Below are 20272 nucleotides of genomic sequence, written 5' to 3'. Positions count from 1 at the left end.
GTGATAGGGTGCGCGCGCGGCGAGGTCCAGATGCCGCCGTTCAGGCCCCGATCGCCAGGGCCGTGCCGTCGCGGATATCGGGCTCGGGATCGCGCAGCACGTAGCCGCGGCCCCAGACCGTCTCGATATAGGTCTCGCCGCCGGTGACCTCGGCCAGTTTTTTGCGCAGCTTGCAGATGAACACGTCGATGATCTTGAGTTCGGGTTCGTCCATGCCACCGTAGAGATGGTTCAGGAACATCTCCTTGGTGAGCGTCGTACCCTTGCGCAAAGAGAGCAACTCGAGCATCTGGTACTCCTTGCCCGTCAGGTGCACCGTCTGTCCGCCCGCGTCCACGGTCTTGGCGTCGAGATTGACGTTGATCTTGCCTGTGCGGATCACTGATTGTGAATGCCCCTTCGAGCGGCGGATGATGGCGTGGATGCGCGCCACCAATTCTTCGCGGTGGAATGGCTTGGTCAGGTAGTCATCCGCGCCAAAGCCGAACCCCTTGAGCTTGTTCTCGGTATCGTCGGAGCCCGACAGGATCAGGATCGGCGTCGCGATCCGTGCCATGCGCAATTGGCGCAGCACCTCGTGCCCGTTCATGTCCGGCAGGCCCAGGTCAAGCAGGATCAGGTCGTAATCGTAGAGCTTGGCGAGGTCGATCCCCTCCTCCCCCAGATCGGTGGTGTAGACATTGAGGTTGGCATGGCTCAGCATCATCTCGATGCTCTTGCAGGTGGTGGGATCATCCTCGACAAGCAATACACGCATAACGTTTCTCCGTTCGATCGCATCGACATGTTCACAACACTGAACAGAAATGGTTAATCGCGCGTTACCAACCGCGGAACATTTTGCTAACACATGCTATGGTTGTATCGCATTCTTGTCAAAAGTCACTTTCAGACCGTTTAAACCGTTTTCTTTTGCAGCGCGCGTCCAGCCGTCAAGCTCCTCCTCAGTCAATCCATAAGTGCGCAGTGCGTCCTCCCGGGAAATCAACCCAAGGGAGATTCCACGCACCACCGCGAGCTTGCGCGAGGCCACCCATCGTGCGGTGTCGGGCGGTGGCAGATCGGCCCTGCTGAATACCTTGCCATCCGGCAACGTCACCGCCCTTGGCCCGTCCACTTTCTTCAGATACATCACTCTCACCCCTTCGCTGATGCGGACCCGATGATGCGAGTACAGGTTTAACGGCGGGTGAAACCGGGCCTTGAGAGTGCTTAGGATTTTCCTATATTCCGCCGGATACGCTGCGGAGACAATAATGCCCCTCGACGAGAACAGACCCTTGAATTCCCTCGGTTTCGCGAAACCGCCCGCCGATACGCGGGTTGTGGTCGCGATGTCGGGCGGTGTCGATTCGTCCGTGGTGGCGGCAGAACTTGCCTCTGAGGGGTACGACGTGGTCGGCGTGACACTCCAGCTTTACGATCACGGTGCGGCGCTGGCCAGGAAGGGCGCGTGTTGCGCGGGGCGCGATATTCACGACGCGCGCCGCGTGGCCGAGGAGATGGGGTTTCCACATTACGTGCTCGATTACGAATCGGTGTTTCGCGACGCGGTGATCGACGAGTTCGCCGACAGCTACCTCGCGGGGGCGACGCCGGTGCCCTGCATCCGCTGCAACGAGCGCGTCAAGTTTCGCGACCTGCTGGAGACCGCCCGCGATCTCGATGCCGATTGCATGGCGACGGGCCATTACATCCAGCGCAAGGTGGGCGCAGAGGGCCCCGAACTGCACCGCGCCGCCGATGCAGGCCGCGATCAGTCGTATTTCCTGTTTTCGACGACGCCGGAGCAGCTTGCCTATCTACGCTTTCCGCTGGGCCATCTCGCGTCCAAGGACGAGACCCGAGCGCTGGCTGCGCGCCACGGCCTGCGCGTGGCAGACAAGCCTGACAGCCAGGATATCTGTTTCGTCCCCGACGGCAACTATGCCGGCGTGATCGAGAAGCTGCGCCCCGGTGCTGCCGAGCCGGGCGAGATCGTCCATGCGGACGGGCGTGTTCTGGGCACGCACAAAGGGGTGATTCATTACACCATCGGGCAGCGCCGCGGGCTCGGCATCGGTGGGCTCGATGAGCCGCTCTACGTGGTACGGCTCGATGTCGACGCGCACCGCGTCATCGTCGGCCCCAAGGAGATGCTGGCCACCCGCACCGTGCCGGTGCGCGAGATCAACTGGCTGGGTGACGCGCCCATCACCGCACGGTCCGAGTGGCACGTCTCTGTCAAGCTGCGGTCGACCCGCCCGCCGCGCGAGGCGGTGCTGCGCCCGTTGTCGGAGACCGAGGCCGAGGTGGAACTGCTCAGCCCCGAGGAAGGCGTCTCGCCCGGGCAGGCCTGCGTGGTCTACGAGACCGGCGACAGCCGCGTGCTGGGTGGCGGCTGGATCTGGCGCGGGTATTAACACGCCCGATCCCGGGCCGTCGAACCACGCCTAGGGCCTCGCGAAGGTGATATCTCCGACCATGCCGGCCGCGCGATGCCCCGGTACGTTGCAAGCAAAACCCAGCTCTGACTTTTCGCCGAACGTCCACGTCACCCTGGCGGTCTGGCCGGGCTTCAACAGAACGCTGTTGGCATGATCATACATCTTGCCGGCCTGGCGCGAACACGCACAGCCAAGCCGGGCGGCCGCCCCCATGCGTCGCGCCGAATCCATCAGAAAATCCCGTTCTCCTTCTGAAGGGCGCGCACATAGGCGGTGATCGCCTTCACGTCGGCATCTGTCACGCCGTCCACCGGCGGCATGTTTCCATAGCGCCAGTGATGCGACCTGACACCACTCTTAGCCGCCATCACGAAGGCCATGTCCGAGTGATGGCTGGGTTCGTAAATCTTGTGCACCAGGGGCGGGCCTTTGCCTTCGCGACCTGCGGCATCGCCCCCGTGACAGGCTGCGCATTTCGCGTTGAAGGCGCGCTCTCCCATTTGCGCCAGGGACGACAAGTCGTCCGGCACGCTGACCGCGACGATGGCCGCGCCGTCCGCGATGTCCGAGGTGTCGGGCGGGGTCATGGAATGCCCGGTCGGGCCTGGCCCGGTACGTGTGCTCTGCCAAACGAACGCACCAGCCCCCGCAACCAGCACAGCCGCGATCATCCAGCCGAGTTTGCTCATCTCTCACCTGCTTTCTTGCCTCTGCCGGGACCGGTCGCCGTGCTCGCCCGCTTGGCGCCGCGACGACGCGGTCCCGTGTTTCGGTGAGACAGACATGTCTCCAGCGCTGGAAGGTCAAGACATACCGTGAGGCACGTCCAATCGCGGCCCTCTGTCGCCTCACATCTCGCGGAAACGCGCCTCCTGCCGGGCCGTCCAGCGCACCGTGAGGGCAAAGCCGTCCTCGGTCTGCTGTTCATCCTCCACCAGATCGTTCTCGTAGAGCCAGGCCCGTCGGCGCCCGTCATCGAATCGCAGGTGCAGCTCGCTCAGGTGCCGCGTCTCGGCGAGCGCCTCGGACATGGTCGCCACGAGCGCCTCGATCCCCTGCCCGGTGACCGCCGAGACCGCCTGAACGTGTTCGCTTCGCGCGGCCTGCGTCAGCGCGGCGTCGCGGGCCGTCGCGTCCAGCCGGTCGATCTTGTTCCAGACCTCGATGCGCGGGGTTTCTTCTGCCACGCCCAGGCTGTCGAGGATGGTCTCGACGTCGCGTGCCTGCGCCTCGGTCTCGGGGTGCGAGATGTCGCGGACGTGGCAGATGAGATCGGCCTCCAGCACCTCTTCGAGCGTGGCACGGAAGGCCGCGACCAGTTCGGTCGGCAGATCGCTGATGAAGCCCACGGTGTCACTGAGGATCACCTCGGGACCGCCATGCGGCAGCGCCACGCGGCGCATCGTCGGGTCGAGCGTGGCGAAGAGCATGTCCTCTGCCTTCACCTCGGCCCCGGTCAGGCGGTTGAACAGCGTGGATTTCCCGGCATTGGTATAGCCCACCAGCGCGACGATGGGATAAGGCACCTTGGCGCGCGCGGCGCGGTGCAGGGTTCGTGTCTTGACCACCTTGTCGAGCTGCCTGCGCAGCCGCACGAGCTGTTCGTCGATGGCGCGGCGGTCGGCCTCGATCTGTGTCTCGCCGGGCCCGCCGACGAAGCCGAGGCCGCCGCGCTGCCGTTCGAGGTGGGTCCAGGCGCGTACCAGCCGCGTGCGCTGATAGCTGAGCGCCGCCATCTCGACCTGCAACACGCCCTCGCGGGTGGCGGCACGGTCGCTGAAAATCTCTAGGATCAGCCCGGTGCGGTCGAGAATCTTTATGTCCCAGTCGCGCTCGAGGTTGCGCTGCTGTACAGGGGTGAGCGGGCCATCGACCAGCACGAGATCCGCCTCCGCCGCGGCGATCGCTGTCTTCAGCTCCTCGCGCTTGCCCTTGCCAAAGAGCCGCCCGGCATCGGGCTTGCGCAGGCGCACGACCCGCGCATCCACGACCTCGAGGTCGGGCAGCGCATGCGCCAGCGACACCGCCTCCTCCAGGGCCAGCGCGGCGTCGCGCGCGGGCCCGACGGTACCGGAGTCGATATCGGGATGCAGGACAAGGGCCCGGGTCACGGGGCGAGCATGTTCCCTCAATTCTCGCCGTCGCCCTCGTAGAGCGAAATCGGCTGCGACGGCATGATGGTCGAGACCGCGTGCTTGTAGACAAGCTGCGATTGACCGTCGCGCCGCAACAGGATGCAGAAATTGTCGAACCAGGTGATGACACCCTGCAATTTCACGCCGTTGATGAGAAAGATCGTGACCGGGATCTTGCCCTTGCGCACATGGTTGAGAAACGCGTCCTGTAAACTCTGACGATCCGAAGCCATTACATCCCCTGCCCTTTTTTTCTCGCAGGCACCGTATCCGGCACCAGGCTTTCCTCAGGTCAGGGCGAGTATGTCCCGAGGCGGGCCGAGTTTCCAGCACGAATTTCGGGCGCCGCTCATTCGCGCCACGCCGCCGGATTGATGAGCGCCACGAGCGCCAGCGTCTCGACCCGCCCCAGAACCATCGCGACCGAGAATACCAGCTTGCCGAAGCTGCCCAGCTCGATCAGTCGGATGGGGTCCTCGGTGGCGCTTGTAATCAGCGGTCCGGTGGTCGAGAGCCCCGCCAGTGCGACGATCAGCGCCGCCTCGAAATCGAGCCCGGCGGCGGCCAGAGCCGCGGTCACGGCGGTCAGGGTCAACGCGAAGAGCATGAAGAATATCCAGGCGATGTAGGCCCCTTGCCGCCGGATGCGCCGCCCCGTCCCCGAGGCGCGGCCCACCGAGGAGGGATGAACCAGCCGCTCGAATTCGCGATGCGCGTGCAGGTAGAGCGCGTAGACGCGCAACAGCCGCACGCCGCCCGCCGTGGTCGCCACGCCGCCGCCGATCATCGCCAGCCCCATCAGGATGAGGCCGGGCGCACCCAGCCCCGACCACGCGCGCGATGCCTGCCAGTCGGCGCTCTCGAACCCCGTGGTAGACAGGAAGGACAGCACCGTGAACACCGCCCCCCAAAGCGCGTGCAGCGCCTCGACCGGGTGCGCCGGCTCCGCCAGCTCAATGGAGCCGATCCAGTGCCGTGCGAACAGCACCAGCGGCACCGTCATCACCAGCACGAGTCCCAGCCGGAATTCGGGGTCGTTGACGAGGCCGGGCCGCGCCGTCGGCACGGTGTCCGAGGAGAATGTCAGGCGCGACAGCGCAAAGACGAGAAACAGGAATATCGCGATCTCGCCGCCCAGCCCCGAGGCCCCGTTGTGCAGCCCGCCGACCGGCGAGATGCCGCTCGTCGCCATCGTCGACATGGCGTGGATCAGCGCCACGAAGGCGCGCTCACCTCCCGCCATCAGCGCGATCCACAACACGAGTGTGAGTCCCAGATACACCGGCGTCAGCACGCGCGCCGCCTGTGCCACACGCCGCGAAGGCAGTGCGCGCTGAAAGCGGCCAAGCATCGCATCGTCCTGCCCCGGCTCGGCGCGCACCGTTACCTCGAAGCCCCCGAGGCTCATCGGTGCAAGCACCGCCGACGCCGATATCCAGATCAGCAACCCACCGCCCCATCCGACGAGGCCGCGCCACAGGTGCAGGCTGTCGGCGAGCCGCCCCGGCGCATCGAACATGGTGGCCCCTGTGGTGGTCAGGCTCGACATCATCTCGACATAGGCGTTGAGAAAGGTGGTGGTCTGCACGCCCTCGTAGAAGGGCAGTGCGAGGTAGAGCGGAAGGAAGAGATAGGCCAGCAGCAGCGAGCCCAGATGCTGCGCATCGGTGGGCTCGCGCCCCGCCACGTGGCCCGAGATCGCCAGCCCGGTCGAGATCACCGCCGCAAGCCCCAACAGCCCGGCGTAGAAGAACGCTCGCGCGACACTCGTATCGTCGCGCATCAGCGCGTCGAGCGCCGGCAGCATCATCATCAGGGCGGCGATCCCCGTGAGGATCAGGAATAGCGGGAATCTGAGCAGCCGCGCGGTCATGACGTCAGAAATAGTCCACTGACACCTGCAACAGCCGTTCCACCGCCGCCACATCCGCCGCCAGCGCGAAGATCACCACCACGTCGCCCGCCTCGAGCCGCATCGAGCCGGTGGGCTTGACGATCCCTTTTGCCTTGCGCACGCCGCCCACCAAAACGCCCTCGGGGAAATCCACGTCGCGCAGCGCCACCCCGGCGATCGAGGAGGTGTCGAGCACCTCAGCCTCCAGCACCTCGCCCTCGGCATCGCCCACCGAATAGACGCCGCGCACCTTGCCGTGCCGGATATGGCGCAGGATCGAGCTCACCGTTGTGGCGCGGGGATCGATGTAGGCGTCGATGCCCAAGGGCTCCATCAGCGGCACCAGCGTGGGATCGTTGATCAGCGCGATGGCAAAGGGACAGCCTTCGGCCTTGGCGCGCACGGCGGCGAGCATGTTGGTCTTGTCGTCGTCGGTGACGGCAAGCACTGCATCGGCCCGCGCGATGCCCGCCTCGGCGAGGATTGCCGCGCCCAGCCCATCGCCGTGAAGCACGATGGTCCGTTCGAGCGCGTCGGCGGCGCGTTCGGCGCGGGCGCGGTCCTTTTCGATCACCTTGGCGCGGATGCGCCCGCCGGTCCGCGTCTCCAGCGCCTGTGCCACCGACAGGCCGATATTGCCGCCGCCGATGATGACCGCGCGTTCCTGACGGGTCTGCGCCTTGCCGAACACCTCGAGCGTGCGCGGCACATCCTCGACCGGCGCGAAGAGATAGCAATCGTCGCCCTCGAAAAGCTGATCGCCGGATTCCGGCGCGAAAAGCCGCCCGTCGCGCCGCACCGCCAGCACCACCACCCGCAACGTCGAAAAGAGGTCGCTCAACTGCCGCAGTGGCGTGTTGAGTACCGGGCAATCCTCGTCGAGCCGCAGGCCGATAAGTTGCGCCTCGCCGCCCATGAACATTTCCGTGTCGAACGCCACCGGCATTGCCAGCCGCCGCAGCGCGGCGCGCGCGACTTCGCGCTCGGGGCTGATCATCACGTCGATGGGCATGTGGTCGCGGCGATAGAGATCGGCATAGGCGGGGTCGAGATAGGTCTGACTGCGCAGCCGCGCGATCTTGCGGCGGATACCGAAGACCGAATGCGCCACCTGGCAGGTGACCATGTTGACCTCGTCGGAATAGGTCGCGGCGATAACCATCTCGGCATCCCCCGCCCCCGCCTGGTCGAGCACGTCCGGGTGAGAGGCAAAGCCGACCACCCCCTGCACGTCAAGCGTATCGGTGGCACGCCGCACCAACTCGGGGTTGTTGTCCACCACGACGACGTCGTTGTTCTCGCCCGACAGGTGGCGTGCGATCTGCCAGCCTACCTGACCGGCGCCGCAGATTATAACCTTCATGCCGCTTGTCCCGACCTGACTGAAGCTGCTGCATGACAGAAGCCCGCAGACCGGTCAATCGCTTTGTCCGGCTTGCCGCCATGGCGCGTTCCTATGCGTCTGCACAGGTGGCAGGCGCTGCGCTACCCGCGCAAGATGGAAGTGCGGCCCGCGCCATTCCATTGGCCCCGCCATCGCGTCATGTCATGGCCGCCATGCATTGGATGCACTTGTATACAGTGAAACGCGTGCCATATGCGACCCGTTTGACCGGACGGCTGTCATCATGCCGTCATACGTGAAAGGAGAGAAACCCGATTGGCGACCTCGCGCTCGAAATTGTCTTATGCCCGCCTGTTCGACGATCTGCGCGTGCTGCTCGCCGTGCATCGTTGCGGGTCCATGACGCGCGCCGCCGAGGAGTTGGAGACCACCACCTCCACCGTTTCGCGGCAGATCGCGCGGTTGCGTGAGGAACTCGGTATCTCGCCTTTCGTGAAATCCGATGGCGGCTGGCTTCTCAACCCGCGCCTGTCCTCACTGATAGAGGCGTTCGAGCATGCGGACGGGATGATCTTTTCCGAGCTGAGCCGCGTGAGCGAGAGTACCCCGGACGAGGCCCGGGACATTCGCATCGGCGCACTGCCGTCGATCATCTCGCATGTGCTCGTGCCTGCCGTGAAAGAGCTGTGGCAGGAGCGCGCCCATCTGCGCCCGGTGTTCGAGAGCCGCGTCTACGAGGCCGGGCTGGGCATGTCGGATGTCGCGCTCGTCTTCAACCTCCCGGAGACGGGACGGCTCAAGACCCGCCGGTGCGGCCCGTTTCCCTTCGCGCTCTACGCCCCGCGCGGCTGGGAGAAGGGAGACGGCTGGGCGAGCCTCACCGACCGCTATAGCGCTCAGTATGCCGAGGCCCGTCGCGCATGGTTCGGCAGTGACGCCATTCTCAAGGCCGACAGTTTCGCACAGGTGATACCGGCGATGCACAGCCTCGGGCTGGCCGCCGTTCTACCCGCCGTTATGGCCGCGCACGAGCCAGATCTCGTCCGCGTGCCGGGAAGCGGCCTTGATGCCACGCGCGATCTCTACCTCATCTACCACGAAAGCCGGAGCGAGGACGCTGACCTGCGCGCGGTGGTCGACTGGATTTGCCGGCACCTCGCCGATCTGCCGAATGCGGCAGAGGAGTTTCCGGAAACGCAAGGGCGCCTTTACACAATTCAGGGTTGATTGTTGTCCCGTATGGCGGCACCTTCGGTTTAAAAGACATGAACACGAGGCAGTCATGCAACAGGCACTTATTCAGACCGTCGGCCTTGTCGCCCGGCTATCGCTCGCGGTCTTCTTCATGACCCATGTGGTCAATCACCTCTCGCCCGGGGTGCTCGGCACGTTCGGGCTCAGGATCGAGACCGGCACCGGCGTGCTCGATGTCGCTGCGGCCGTGTTTTTCGCGCTGGTGGCGCTGTGGCTTCTGCTGGGCATCTACAGCCGTATCGTGGCAATCATCGGCATGGTGGTCTGCGGTGCGGCGTTCGCGCTCTTCGGCGACGGCACCGCTCTGCAGGCCGACCTCGTCGCCGCGGTGCTTGCCACGCTGGTGCTGAGCTTTACCGGCGGCGGGCGGCTTCGGTTGCACGCGGGCGGCTGGCGGCTTCGCGACTGCCTCTGATCCACACTTTGATCGATCACTCGGCCGCGGCGGTATCGTCGCGGTCGCTGCGTGCGGGCGGCACCACGCCAAGTGACTTGAGCTTGCGGTGCAGCGCGCTTCGCTCCATTCCGACGAATTCCGCCGTGCGGCTGATATTGCCGCCAAACCGGTTGATCTGGGTCACGAGGTATTCCCGCTCGAACGCCTCGCGCGCTTCGCGCAGCGGCAGGGTGGCCACGCTGCCCGACACGATCACGCGCGCGCCCTCGGACGGGGTGGCGGCCTCGCCGGGCAGTTCCGCCGCCGAGATCGCGTCACCCCCTTCACCCAGGATGAGCACCCGCTCGATCAGGTTGCGCAACTGCCGAATGTTGCCGGGCCAGTTCATCGTCTGCAGCAACGCGGCCGCCTCTTCGGACAGCGCGCGTTTCGGCAGGCCCTGCGTTTCGTGCAGCAACCCGATGAAATGTTCGGCCAGTTGCGGGATGTCCTCGCGCCGCTCTTCCAGCCCCGGCACCCGGATCGGCACCACGTTCAGCCGGTGATAAAGCTCTCGCCGGAACCGGCCCTCGGCGATCTCGGTCTCGAGATCGCGGCTGGTCGAGGAAATCACCCGCACATCGACGTTGACCTTGTCGCCGCCGCCGACACGCAGGAAGGTCTGATCCACCAGCACGCGAAGTATCTTGGATTGCGTACCGGGCGGCAGGTCGGCCACCTCGTCGAGGTAGAGCACGCCGCCATTCGCCTGCTCAAGCAGCCCCTGCGCGATCCCGGTCTCCGAAGCCTCGTGGCCAAACAGCACCTCCTCCATGCGCTCGGCGGCGACGGCGGCACAGTTGACGGTAACGAACGGGGCTTCGGCGCGTGACGAGTTGGCGTGGATGTAGCGCGCGGCCAGCTCCTTGCCGACGCCCGACAACCCGGTGAGCATCACCCGCCCGTTGGAGCGCGTGACCTTGTCGAGCTGCGACAGGAGCGCGCGGAATGAGGATGAGCTGCCCAGCATCTGCGACGGCGCGCTCTCGCGCCGACGGAGTGCCTGGTTCTCGCGTCGCAGGCGGCTCGTCTCCATGCCGCGGCGGATCACCACGAGGAGCTGGTCGATGTTGAACGGCTTCTCGATGAAGTCGTAGGCACCCTGCTTGATCGCCGCGACCGCGATCTCGATATTGCCGTGCCCCGAGATGATGATGACCGGGATGTCCGGATGGTCACGCTTGACCGACTTGAGGATGTCGATGCCGTCCATCTGGCTGTCCTTGAGCCAGATATCGAGGATCAACAGGCCCGGCGGATCGGAGCGGATCGCCGCCATCGCCTCGTCGGAATTGGCGGCGAGGCGGGTATCAAAGCCCTCATCCCCGAGAATATCGGAGATCACCTCGCGAATGTCGCGCTCGTCATCGACGATCAGAATGTCGCTCATACCATCCTCACTCGGCCGCAGGGGCCCTTTCATTTGTCTGTTCGCTGCTGTGCAGCGGCATGCGCACCACCGCCCGCGCCCCGATATGTGCGCCCGGGACGAAAGCGTCGGCATCCTCCAGCACCAGCGTGCCGCCATGCTCTTCGATGATTTTCTTGACGATCGGCAGGCCCAGCCCGGTGCCTTTCTCGCGCGTGGTCACGTAAGGCTCGAACAGCCGGGCGCTGTCCTGCGGCAAGCCGATCCCGTTGTCGGAAATGGCGATTACCGCCACGCCATCCTCTACCCGGCTTTCGACGCGGATGGTCGGCACATGCCCTTCGGGCGCACCCGCCTCGCGCAGACTCTCGATCGCCTCGCCCGCGTTCTTGATGAGGTTGGTCAGCGCCTGCCCGATCATCGCCGCGTCGATCTCGGCCATCAGCTCGTCGTCACTTAGCGCCAGATCGAAGTGCGTGTCAGGCTGGCCGGTTTCCTGCAGCATGACCGCTTCGCGCAGCACCTTGGACAGGCTTTCGACCCGTGTCTTGGGTTGTGGCATCCGCGCGAATTTCGAGAACTCGTCGACAATGCGCCGCAGGTCGGCGGTCTGTCGCACCACCACGTCGGTCAGCTCCTCCAGCTTGGCCGCCTCCTCCGCGGGCAACTGCCGGGCAAACTTGCGCTTGATGCGCTCGGCGCTGAGCGAGATGGGCGTGAGCGGGTTCTTTATCTCGTGAGCAATACGCCGCGCCACGTCGCCCCAGGCGGCCATGCGCTGCGCCGTCACCAGCTCGGTCACGTCATCGAAGGCCACCACATAGCCCTCGCGCCGTCCACTTTCGCCCGTCCGGGTGGACATGCGCACCAGGAGGTTCTCCTGCCGCCGCCCGCGTGTCACCGCGATTTCCTCCTGGACGAAGCCGCCGTGGCTCTGCCTGAGCCGCGCAAACAGCGCCCCGAATTCCGGCACCGCTGCCGCCAACGCCAGCGATTGCTGGTCCTCGCGCCAGTCGAGCAGCCGCTCGGCGGCGCGGTTGACGAAGGTCACACGCCCCTGCGCATCGAGCCCGACCACGCCCGACGACACCGAGCCAAGCACCGAATCAAACAGCCGCCGCCGCTGCTCAATTTGCCGCGTGTTGGCCAGAAGCCGGTCGCGCTGGCCCTTGAGTTGGCGGGTCATCTGGTTGAAATAGCGCCCCAACTCGGCGATTTCGTCATCGCCCGCCTCCTCGCGCACCTGCGTGTCGAGGTCGCCCTCGCCCACCCGTTGCGCCGCCGAGGTTAACCGCCCGACGGGCCGCGACAGCCGCTCGGCGAACCACATGCCCAGCCAGATCGCGGCCAACATGAGAATGAGCGCGAAGCCGAAATAGACCATCCCGAACTCGAACAGCACCCGCCCCCGCTCGCTCTCGCGTTGATTGTAAAATGCCGCCGTCTCCTGCGTCTCGTCGAGTAGGCTGAGGATGTCGCCATCCACCGTGCGGCTCACATAGAGCAAACGGTTGGCAAAGGCGGCGAGCGGTAGAAGCGCGCGGAACTCGTTATTATCCCAGTCGCGGATCACCAGCGCACCCTGCTCGCGCGCCTGCGCGATCTGGTCCGCGGTCGGCTCCTCGTAGTCGAACAGGTAGGAGCGCTCGCCGCGGGCGCGGATCTCGCCGGTGCCGTCGATCACGAACGCTTCCTTGAGGCCGCGCTGGATCTCGCGCTGGCCCGAGGACAGTACCTGCCGGATATCGCCATCGCTCATGAAGACCGAGGCGCGGCGCGTGCCGTCGATCACCCGTTTGAGCACCCGCGCATCGGCCAGCAGGTCGCGGCGGTGTTCGTCCTCGTAGGCCTTGGCGGCGGCGACCGAGCTGTCCACGACGCGGCCCACCCGCTCGGAAAACCACGCCTCCAGCCCCATGTTGATCGACAGCATCGCGAACACCGCCACCGCCACTGTCGGCAGGATCGCCATCACTGCGAACACGCCGGTCAAACGCAGGTGCAGCTTCGATCCCGCCGAGCGCGATCGCCGTGCCGCGATCATCCGCGCTACCCGTTGCAGCACCAGCCCGGCGACGATCAGCACGTAGATCATGTCGGCCAGCAGCACCAGCCGCAGCGCCCCCGACCCGCTGCCGCGGTCGAGCGGGCCCATCACCATGTAGGTCAGCACCGCCAGCGCCGGGCCGGTAAGAACGAGACCGAACGCCCCCCAGTTGCGTAACTTCCGCAACCGGCGTGGCCCGAGCCAGCCGCGCCTGCCCGCGCGCAATCCGCGTGTCGCCAGCGCCACGATCCTCTCCCATCATACAGTGGGCGCAGCCACGCTCACCACGAAACCTAGGGGCGAGGCCGAGTGTGCGCCCTGATCGTCACAGTGCTGTTGCAGGTTTACATCAACTTGCGGCGGCGAGTCACGCGAATATCCAGATCGGTGATCTTCTTGCGCAGGGTATTGCGATTGATCCCCAATAGCTCGGCGCAGCGGATCTGGTTGCCGCCGGTGGCCTCGAGCGCGATCTCGATGAGCGGTGCCTCGATCTCGCGCAGGATCCGGCCGTGCAGCCCAGGGGGCGGCAGGTCGGCGCCGTGCAGGTCGAAATATCGCCGCAGATGCGCCGTGACCGCGCCGGTCAGCGTCTCGCTGCGGCCCGGTTGCATCACCGGCTCGGCGCGCGGCTGGTTGCCGAGGATGGCGGCGATCTCGGCGCGGCCGATCTCCTCGGTCTGGGCGGTGAGCGCGATCCGGCGCACTGCGTTCTCGAGCTGGCGGACATTGCCCGGCCAGCTGTAGGCACGCATCATCTCCAGCGCGTCCTCGGAAAAATGCCGCTCGGGCTGGCCGGGTCGGAGGTCGCGGCCCAGGAAATGACCGGCAAGCAGCTCGATATCCTCGATCCGGTCGCGCAAGGATGGCACCTCGATCGTCACCCCGCTCAGCCGGTAATACAGGTCCTCGCGCAGTCGTCCCTCCTCGAGCGCGGTGGCGGGCGAGATGCGGCTGGTGGCCATGAAGCGCGGTGCGTGCTCGCCGGGTGCGTCCATCATCCGCACTACGCGTCCCTGCGCCTCCTGCGGCAGATCGCTCACCTCGTCGAGCACCAGCGTGCCGCCGCGCACGCGCGCCATCACCTGCGACGGCCCATCGAGATCGTGCAGGTCCGGTGCCGTCACCGTGACCAACGGCAGTGTGCGCCGATCAGAATAATCGTGGATTGCGTGCGCCACCAGCGACTTTCCGGTGCCCGATTCACCGCAAATCATCACTGGCAGATCGCTGTGCATGACCTGCGCCACCACCTTGTAGAGCCGCTGCATCGCCGGGCTGCGCCCTACCAGCGGCAGTTCCTCGGGCCGTTCGTCTTGGCGGGCCGTCGCCGGTGCCCGCTCGCGCGCCTCGAGCGCCCGCGCGGTACGCTTCATCAGGTCGGGCAGGTCGAACGGTTTTGGCAGGTAGTCGAACGCGTCTGCTTCGGCGGCCTTGATCGCGGTCATGATGGTGTTCTGCGCCGAGATCACGATCACCGGCAGGCCGGGCCGGTCCTCGGCGATCTTGGGCAGCATCTCCAACCCGTTTCCGTCGGGCATCACCACATCCGAGATCACCACGTCGCCACGTCCCTCACCGACCCAGCGCATCAGCGTTGTCAGGCTCGAGGTGGCGTGCACCCGGCAGCCCGCCCGCGTCAGCGCCTGCGTCAGAACCGTGCGGATCGTGCGGTCGTCATCGGCGACCAGGACCGTGCCGTCCATGGGTCAGTCTCCCTCTTCCTGCGCATCGGCGCGTTGCAACGATATGCGGAACACGGTGCGGCCTGGAACCGAACTGACGGAGATCCAGCCGCCATGCTCCGAGATGATCTTGGCCGCCAGCGCCAACCCCAGGCCAGTGCCGTTCTCCCGGCCCGAGACGAAGGGCTCGAAAATCTCCTCGGCGATGTCGGGCGGCAGGCCGGGGCCGTCGTCGATGATCTCGATCTGCAGTGGTAGCGCCAGCCCCGCTCCGTCGTTGCGCCGCACCCGCAGCGCACCGTCGTAATAGGTGTGCAGCCGGATCGTTCCCTTGCCGTCCGGTGCCGCCTCGGCCGCGTTTTTCAGCAGGTTGAGCACCACCTGCAAAAGCTGATCACCATCGCCGAGCGCGTGCGGCAGCGAGGGGTCGTATTCCTCGACAAAGCGCATCCCCGCCGCGAACCCCACCATCGCGGAGCGCCGCGCGCGGTCGAGCACATCGTGCAGGTTCACCCGCCGCAGCACCGGGCGCGTGACATTTCCGAATTGCTCGACCCGGTCCAGCAGTCCGACGATGCGGCGGCTCTCGCCGACGATGAGATCGGTCAGTTCGCGATCCGCCGCGCTTGCATTCATCGACAGAAGCTGCGCCGCGCCGGTGATCCCCGCCAGCGGGTTCTTGATCTCGTGGGCCAGCATCTCGGCCATGCCGATGGCCGAGCGTGCGGCGGCCTTTACGCCGCTTTTCTGCGCCATCCGCCCGGCAAGCTCACGCGGGGCGAGCAGGATCAGCATCTGCCCCGGTGCGCCCGCCAGCGGCGCGACCTGCAGGTTGCACAGCATCGGCGCGCGCGCCCCGGTGCCAATATCGACATCGTTGACGAAAAGCGGTGCGCCACTGGCCCGTGCGCGCTCGAACGCTTCCTCCAGCGGCGCATCGACGGCCAGCCGGTCCCATATCGGCTCGCCCGCCACGGCGCGCTGCGACACCAGCATGAAGCCCTCCGCCGCCGGATTGATCCGCACGATCCGGTCGTCGGCATCGACCACCAGTGCGGGAACCGGCAGCGACGCCCAGAGCGGCTCCTCTGCGGTGTCCGTGCTCATGCCGCGCACCGCAAGCCGATGGCCTCTGGCAGGAGCCGCGCCACCGCGTCCGGGGCGGCGGTCAAAACCTGGCGGCGCAGGACTTGCGGCGTGCCGGCGTGGTCCATGTACCAGCCCAGGTGCTTGCGTGCCACGCGCCCGCCCAACTCGCGCCCGTAGAAGGACAGCATCGCGTCGTGATGCGCGGCCATCATCTCCGCCAGCGCGTCGCCTTGTGGCACCGCCGGTGCCTTCGCGCCCCAGAGTTCCGCCGCCACCTGCGCCAGCAGCCAGGGCTTGCCTTGCGCGCCCCGTCCGATCATCACCCCGTCCGCGCCGCTCAGCCTCAGCGCCGCGCGCGCCGAGGCGCTGTCCACGATATCACCGTTGACCACCACCGGCACGCTGACCGCGCGCGTGACCGCGCGCACCGCCGCCCAGTCGGCATGGCCCTTGTAGAACTGGCACCGCGTCCGCCCGTGCACCACGATCATCGACACCCCCGCCGCCTCGGCGCGCACGGCGATCTGCGGCGCGTTGAGGCTCACGTGATCCCAGCCCAGCCGCATTTTGAGTGTCACCGGCACGTCAACAGCATCTACCACCGCCTCGACCAGCCGGAGCGCGTGCTCGGGGTCGCGCATCAGTGCCGATCCGGAAGCGCCGGCGCCGCGCGCCCGCGTCACCTTCTTGGCCGGACAGCCCATGTTGATGTCGATGATCCGCGCCCCCTCGCCCGCCAGCATCCGCGCCGTCTCGGCCATTGGTCCGGCCTCGCAGCCCGCGATCTGCACCGAGGTATCGGCGGCGCCAAGACCCAGCTCGGCCTTTTCGCGCACACCGGGCCGCGCCGACAGCATTTCGCGACTGGCGATCATCTCGCTCACCACCAGGCCCGCGCCAAAGCCGCTCACCAGGTCGCGGAACGGCAGGTCCGTGATTCCCGCCATCGGCGCCAGCAGCACCGGCGGTGCGATCACTCTGTCGGCTAGTGAGAACATCTTTGCCCAATCCCTGTGCAACGCCTCTCTTGTAGCCGCCTGCCCCGGCTTGCACAACGTGGCAAGGGGAGATTTGGCCATCTTGCCCGAGGGAGTGCCTATTAAATGGGCAGTTACGTCGCCATTGCGCTTGCGCTTGGCGCGACGTAATCAAGATGCCATGACACGCGCCGCCCTCATCGTCGCCGCAGGCCGCGGCACCCGCGCGGGCGGGGACCTGCCCAAGCAATGGCAGCCGCTCGCGGGCCGCCGCGTGGTCGATTGGACGCTGGCCGCGCTCACCCCCCATGTCGCGCGTGTCGTCCTTGTGCTGCACCCTGACGACATGGAACGCGCGCCCGCAGGCGTCGAGGCCGTGCCCGGCGGGGCCACCCGTGCCGCCTCGGTGCGCGCGGGGCTAGAGAACCTCGCGGCGCACGGAATCATGCCGCGCCATGTACTGATCCACGACGCCGCCCGCGCCACGCCGCCGCGCGGGGTGATCGAGGGGGTGATCGCCGCGCTCGACGCGGGCGCACCCGCCGCCGCCCCGGCACTGCCCGTGACCGATGCGCTCTGGATCGGCGCGGAAGGCTATGTGACGGGCACGCAGGACCGAACCGGGCTATATGCGGCGCAGACGCCACAGGGGTTTGATTTCGCGGCCATCCTCGCCGCGCACCGCGCCCATGACGGCACCGCCGCCGACGATGTCGCCGTGGCCCGCGCCGCTGGGCTGCCAGTGACGATCACACCGGGCGATGCGGACAATCTCAAGATCACCCACGCGGAGGATTTCGCGCGGGCGGACCGGATATTGGGGGCTGCGATGGATATTCGCGTTGGCACAGGCTTTGACGTGCATCGCTTCGGGCCGGGGGATCATGTCATGCTCTGCGGCGTGGCCGTGCCGCACGAGCGCGGGTTGCAGGGCCATTCCGATGCCGATGTCGGGTTGCACGCGCTCACCGACGCAATCTACGGCGCGCTCGCCGAGGGCGATATCGGGCGGCATTTTCCGCCCTCCGACCCGCAATGGAAAGGCACCGAAAGCCATGTCTTCCTGCGCCACGCGGCGAGGCTCGCTGCCGACAAGGGGTTCAGGATCAACAACATGGACGTAACCCTAATCTGTGAACATCCCAAGATCGGCCCCCATGCGCGGGTCATGCGCGCGGCCATCGCGGGGATGACCGGCGTGGCCCCTGACCGCGTCTCGGTCAAGGCCACGACAACCGAACGGCTGGGCTTCACCGGGCGCGGCGAAGGGATCGCCGCGCAGGCCGCCGTCATGCTGATGAAAGGCCCCGCATGACCCATCTCATTGCCACCTTTCTCTATGTCGGCCACCTGCGCCCCGCCCCCGGCACGTGGGGCTCGCTGGCGGCTCTACCGATGGCGTGGGCGCTGCACGTGCTGGGCGGGCCGGTGTTGCTCGCGCTGGGCGTTCTCGTCGCCTTCGTATCGGGATGGTGGGCCACCGCGTTGGAAACACAAGGAAAAGACGATCACGACCCTTCCGAGATCGTGATCGACGAGGTGGCGGGCCAATGGCTCGCCCTCCTGCCCGTCTCGGTCGGCGCGGCCCATGCTGGTGTAGCGGTGACCGCGCTGTGGCCAGGCTGGGTGGTGGCCTTCGTGGCCTTTCGCCTGTTCGACATCTGGAAGCCGGGTCCGATCGGCTGGGCCGACCGGCGCGGCGATGCGCTGGGTGTGATGCTCGACGACATCCTCGCAGGCCTTGCGGCGGCGCTCTGCGTGATACTGGGGGCATGGGTCGCGCACGGGATATTCGCATGAAGATTGCCGCGCAAATTCTTGATATAGCGCGGGAACGTGGCGTAATGATCGCCACCGCCGAGAGCTGCACTGGCGGCATGGTAGCGGTGGCGCTGACGGACGTGGCGGGCTCTTCGGCGGTGGTGGAGCGCGGCTTCGTCACCTATTCCAACGCCGCCAAGATCGAAATGCTGGGCGTCTCACCCGGCACGCTCGCCGCCCACGGTGCCGTATCCGAGGAGGTCGCCCGCGAGATGGCCGAGGGCGCGCTCGCCCATAGCGGCGCGCAGCTTGCCGTGGCGATCACCGGCATCGCCGGACCTGGAGGTTCGGAGCACAAACCTGAAGGTCGGGTTTGCTTCGGGCTGGCCATGGCTGGCCACCCGACGCAGGCCGAGACGCGGGAGTTTGGACCGCAGGGCCGCGCCGAGGTCCGCCGCCTGTCGCGTGATCACGCGCTGGTCTTGCTGGCCGAAAGCCTGCGTTGATTTTTTGCCTCTTGTCACCGCAGACGGTAAAATTTCTGCATAAATTAGCGCCAATTTGCAATTTGCCCGTGAATTGATCGCGCTACCATGACATTGCCGCTTTTTTCCTCGAGCGGACTGCGCTTCACCACATCCGACGCAAATGGGATGGGGATATTTTCCAATGAACGCAGCGGATACTGCTTGGATTATCGTCGCGACGGCGCTTGTGCTGTTCATGACTCTTCCGGGGCTGGCATTGTTCTATGGCGGTCTCGTTCGTGCCCGGAATGTGCTCAGCGTCTTCATGCAGTGCTACGCGATTGCCTGTCTGATGAGCGTTCTGTGGTTCGTGGCGGGTTACTCGATCGCGTTTGGCGAGGGTAACGCCATCTGGGGCGGCGCGGGCAAGGCGCTGCTGCGCGGCATCACCGCTGACAGCCTCTCGGGCACCCTGCCCGAGGTTCTGTTCTTCATGTTCCAGATGACATTCGCGATCATCACCCCGGCACTGATCGTGGGCGCCTATGTCGAGCGCATCGGTTTCGGCTTCGTTCTGCTGTTTTCGGCGCTCTGGATGCTGCTGTGCTATGCGCCCGTGGTGCACTGGGTATGGGGCGGCGGGTTCCTGGCGGATGGTGGGATTTTCGGCGCCACGGGTGTCCGGGATTTTGCCGGTGGCATCGTGGTGCACGAAACCGCAGGCCTGGCCGCGTTGATCCTCGCCATCACGCTCGGGCCGCGCAGAAACCGCACCACCCCACCGCACAGTCCCGGCCTTGTCATGGTTGGGGCCGCGATGCTCTGGGTGGGCTGGTTCGGCTTCAATGGTGGCTCGCAGCTTGCTGCCGATGGTGGCGCGGCGATGGCCCTTACCGTCACGCATATCTCGGCGGCCGCAGCATCGCTTTCATGGGCGTTGTGGGAAAAGATCAAGTTCGGGCGCGCGTCTCTTGTGGGCATGGTCACCGGCACAATCGCGGGGCTGGCCTCGATCACGCCCGCCAGTGGCTTTGTCGGGCCGGTCGAGGCGCTGATCATCGGTGCCGTGGCCGGTATCCTCTGCCAGGAGGCGGTCAACCTGATCCGCGACAGGCTGAACATCGACGACACGCTCGATGTCTTTGCCGTGCATGGCGTCGGCGGCATCTTCGGCTCGGTGATGATCGCGGTCTTTGGCGCCGGAAGCTGGGCCGCGCAACTGGGATCGCTTGCCATTGTCGGCGTATTCACCGCCGTGGTGACCTATGCCCTGATCAAGGTCGTGGGTGTGATCACCCCGCTGCGCGTCGATGCGGAAACGGAGACCAACGGCCTCGACCTGAGCGTGCATGGCGAAAGGGCCTATGACATGACAAGCTAGGGCGGC

20 protein-coding genes are annotated in these 20272 nt (G+C 66.3%); 7 read left to right on the top strand and 13 right to left on the bottom strand.

Going from position 1 to position 20272, the window contains the following annotated elements; all coding sequences use genetic code 11:
• Positions 1 to 40: 40 nt before the first annotated feature.
• Together C6W92_RS03865 and C6W92_RS03860 are read right to left on the bottom strand one after the other, a co-directional pair.
• Positions 41 to 757: a response regulator transcription factor gene (locus tag C6W92_RS03865; RefSeq protein ID WP_129431735.1), complete on the bottom strand. Its 717-nt coding sequence runs from the start codon at positions 755 to 757 to the stop codon at positions 41 to 43.
• Positions 758 to 853: 96 nt separating this feature from the next.
• Positions 854 to 1132: a DUF1153 domain-containing protein gene (locus C6W92_RS03860; protein ID WP_129431734.1), complete on the bottom strand. Its 279-nt coding sequence runs from the start codon at positions 1130 to 1132 to the stop codon at positions 854 to 856.
• A 124-nt stretch (positions 1133 to 1256) separates the two neighbouring features.
• On the opposite strand from C6W92_RS03860, the gene mnmA reads away from it, so the two are divergent.
• Positions 1257 to 2402 (top strand): tRNA 2-thiouridine(34) synthase MnmA, encoded by a 1146-nt coding sequence (mnmA, locus tag C6W92_RS03855; protein ID WP_129431733.1) that lies wholly within the window; start codon positions 1257 to 1259, stop codon positions 2400 to 2402.
• A gap of 30 nt (positions 2403 to 2432) precedes the next feature.
• Here the strand turns inward: mnmA and C6W92_RS03850 are convergent, their stop codons facing one another.
• The 6 genes from C6W92_RS03850 to trkA all read right to left on the bottom strand — a co-directional run bounded on the left by C6W92_RS03850 (position 2433) and on the right by trkA (position 7818).
• Positions 2433 to 2588 (bottom strand): plastocyanin/azurin family copper-binding protein, encoded by a 156-nt coding sequence (locus C6W92_RS03850; protein WP_241691064.1) that lies wholly within the window; start codon positions 2586 to 2588, stop codon positions 2433 to 2435.
• 68 nt (positions 2589 to 2656) lie between these two features.
• Entirely contained in the window at positions 2657 to 3115 is a 459-nt protein-coding gene (locus tag C6W92_RS03845) for a cytochrome c (RefSeq protein WP_129431731.1), read from the bottom strand.
• A 159-nt stretch (positions 3116 to 3274) separates the two neighbouring features.
• A complete protein-coding gene (gene hflX / locus C6W92_RS03840; protein WP_241691060.1) occupies positions 3275 to 4537 on the bottom strand; it encodes a GTPase HflX in 1263 nt (420 codons plus the stop codon).
• 17 nt (positions 4538 to 4554) lie between these two features.
• On the bottom strand, positions 4555 to 4794 hold the full coding sequence (gene hfq, locus C6W92_RS03835) for an RNA chaperone Hfq (RefSeq protein ID WP_104018005.1): 240 nt from the start codon (positions 4792 to 4794) through the stop codon (positions 4555 to 4557).
• Positions 4795 to 4910: 116 nt separating this feature from the next.
• Positions 4911 to 6434 (bottom strand): potassium transporter TrkG, encoded by a 1524-nt coding sequence (locus C6W92_RS03830; protein ID WP_129431730.1) that lies wholly within the window; start codon positions 6432 to 6434, stop codon positions 4911 to 4913.
• A gap of 4 nt (positions 6435 to 6438) precedes the next feature.
• On the bottom strand, positions 6439 to 7818 hold the full coding sequence (gene trkA, locus C6W92_RS03825) for a Trk system potassium transporter TrkA (RefSeq protein ID WP_129431729.1): 1380 nt from the start codon (positions 7816 to 7818) through the stop codon (positions 6439 to 6441).
• 297 nt (positions 7819 to 8115) lie between these two features.
• On the opposite strand from trkA, the gene C6W92_RS03820 reads away from it, so the two are divergent.
• Entirely contained in the window at positions 8116 to 9027 is a 912-nt protein-coding gene (locus C6W92_RS03820; protein ID WP_129431728.1) for a LysR family transcriptional regulator, read from the top strand.
• 55 nt (positions 9028 to 9082) lie between these two features.
• Entirely contained in the window at positions 9083 to 9469 is a 387-nt protein-coding gene (locus C6W92_RS03815; protein WP_129431727.1) for a hypothetical protein, read from the top strand.
• A gap of 16 nt (positions 9470 to 9485) precedes the next feature.
• Here C6W92_RS03815 and C6W92_RS03810 read toward each other — a convergent pair whose 3' ends face one another.
• The 5 genes from C6W92_RS03810 to dusB all read right to left on the bottom strand — a co-directional run bounded on the left by C6W92_RS03810 (position 9486) and on the right by dusB (position 16678).
• Positions 9486 to 10880, bottom strand: a complete 1395-nt coding sequence (locus tag C6W92_RS03810; protein WP_129431726.1) for a sigma-54 dependent transcriptional regulator — start codon at positions 10878 to 10880, stop codon at positions 9486 to 9488.
• 7 nt (positions 10881 to 10887) lie between these two features.
• Entirely contained in the window at positions 10888 to 13152 is a 2265-nt protein-coding gene (locus tag C6W92_RS03805; protein WP_347232781.1) for a PAS domain-containing sensor histidine kinase, read from the bottom strand.
• A gap of 98 nt (positions 13153 to 13250) precedes the next feature.
• Complete coding sequence (locus C6W92_RS03800; protein ID WP_129431725.1) at positions 13251 to 14612, bottom strand: response regulator; 1362 nt, start codon at positions 14610 to 14612, stop codon at positions 13251 to 13253.
• A 3-nt stretch (positions 14613 to 14615) separates the two neighbouring features.
• Positions 14616 to 15698: an ATP-binding protein gene (locus C6W92_RS03795; RefSeq protein ID WP_129431724.1), complete on the bottom strand. Its 1083-nt coding sequence runs from the start codon at positions 15696 to 15698 to the stop codon at positions 14616 to 14618.
• Entirely contained in the window at positions 15695 to 16678 is a 984-nt protein-coding gene (gene dusB, locus C6W92_RS03790; protein ID WP_129431765.1) for a tRNA dihydrouridine synthase DusB, read from the bottom strand. The genes C6W92_RS03795 and dusB overlap by 4 nt, the downstream gene beginning before the upstream one ends.
• Positions 16679 to 16838: 160 nt before the next feature.
• Between dusB and C6W92_RS03785 the strand changes: the two genes are divergently transcribed.
• The 4 genes from C6W92_RS03785 to C6W92_RS03770 all read left to right on the top strand — a co-directional run bounded on the left by C6W92_RS03785 (position 16839) and on the right by C6W92_RS03770 (position 20266).
• A complete protein-coding gene (locus C6W92_RS03785) occupies positions 16839 to 17972 on the top strand; it encodes a bifunctional 2-C-methyl-D-erythritol 4-phosphate cytidylyltransferase/2-C-methyl-D-erythritol 2,4-cyclodiphosphate synthase (RefSeq protein WP_129431723.1) in 1134 nt (377 codons plus the stop codon).
• A complete protein-coding gene (locus C6W92_RS03780) occupies positions 17969 to 18457 on the top strand; it encodes a phosphatidylglycerophosphatase A (RefSeq protein ID WP_129431722.1) in 489 nt (162 codons plus the stop codon). Before C6W92_RS03785 ends, C6W92_RS03780 begins: the two co-directional genes overlap by 4 nt.
• Positions 18454 to 18924 carry a CinA family protein gene (locus C6W92_RS03775; protein WP_129431721.1) on the top strand — a complete coding sequence of 157 codons (471 nt, stop codon included), beginning with the start codon at positions 18454 to 18456 and terminating at the stop codon, positions 18922 to 18924. The genes C6W92_RS03780 and C6W92_RS03775 overlap by 4 nt, the downstream gene beginning before the upstream one ends.
• Positions 18925 to 19087: 163 nt before the next feature.
• A complete protein-coding gene (locus C6W92_RS03770; RefSeq protein ID WP_129431720.1) occupies positions 19088 to 20266 on the top strand; it encodes an ammonium transporter in 1179 nt (392 codons plus the stop codon).
• Positions 20267 to 20272 lie beyond the last annotated feature (6 nt).

Origin of the sequence: Roseovarius sp. A46, assembly GCF_004126395.1 — a bacterium.
GTDB classification, from domain to species: domain Bacteria; phylum Pseudomonadota; class Alphaproteobacteria; order Rhodobacterales; family Rhodobacteraceae; genus Roseovarius; species Roseovarius nitratireducens.
The sequence above is the reverse complement of the archived record's forward strand: the minus strand, read 5'-3'. Positions and strand labels throughout refer to the sequence as shown.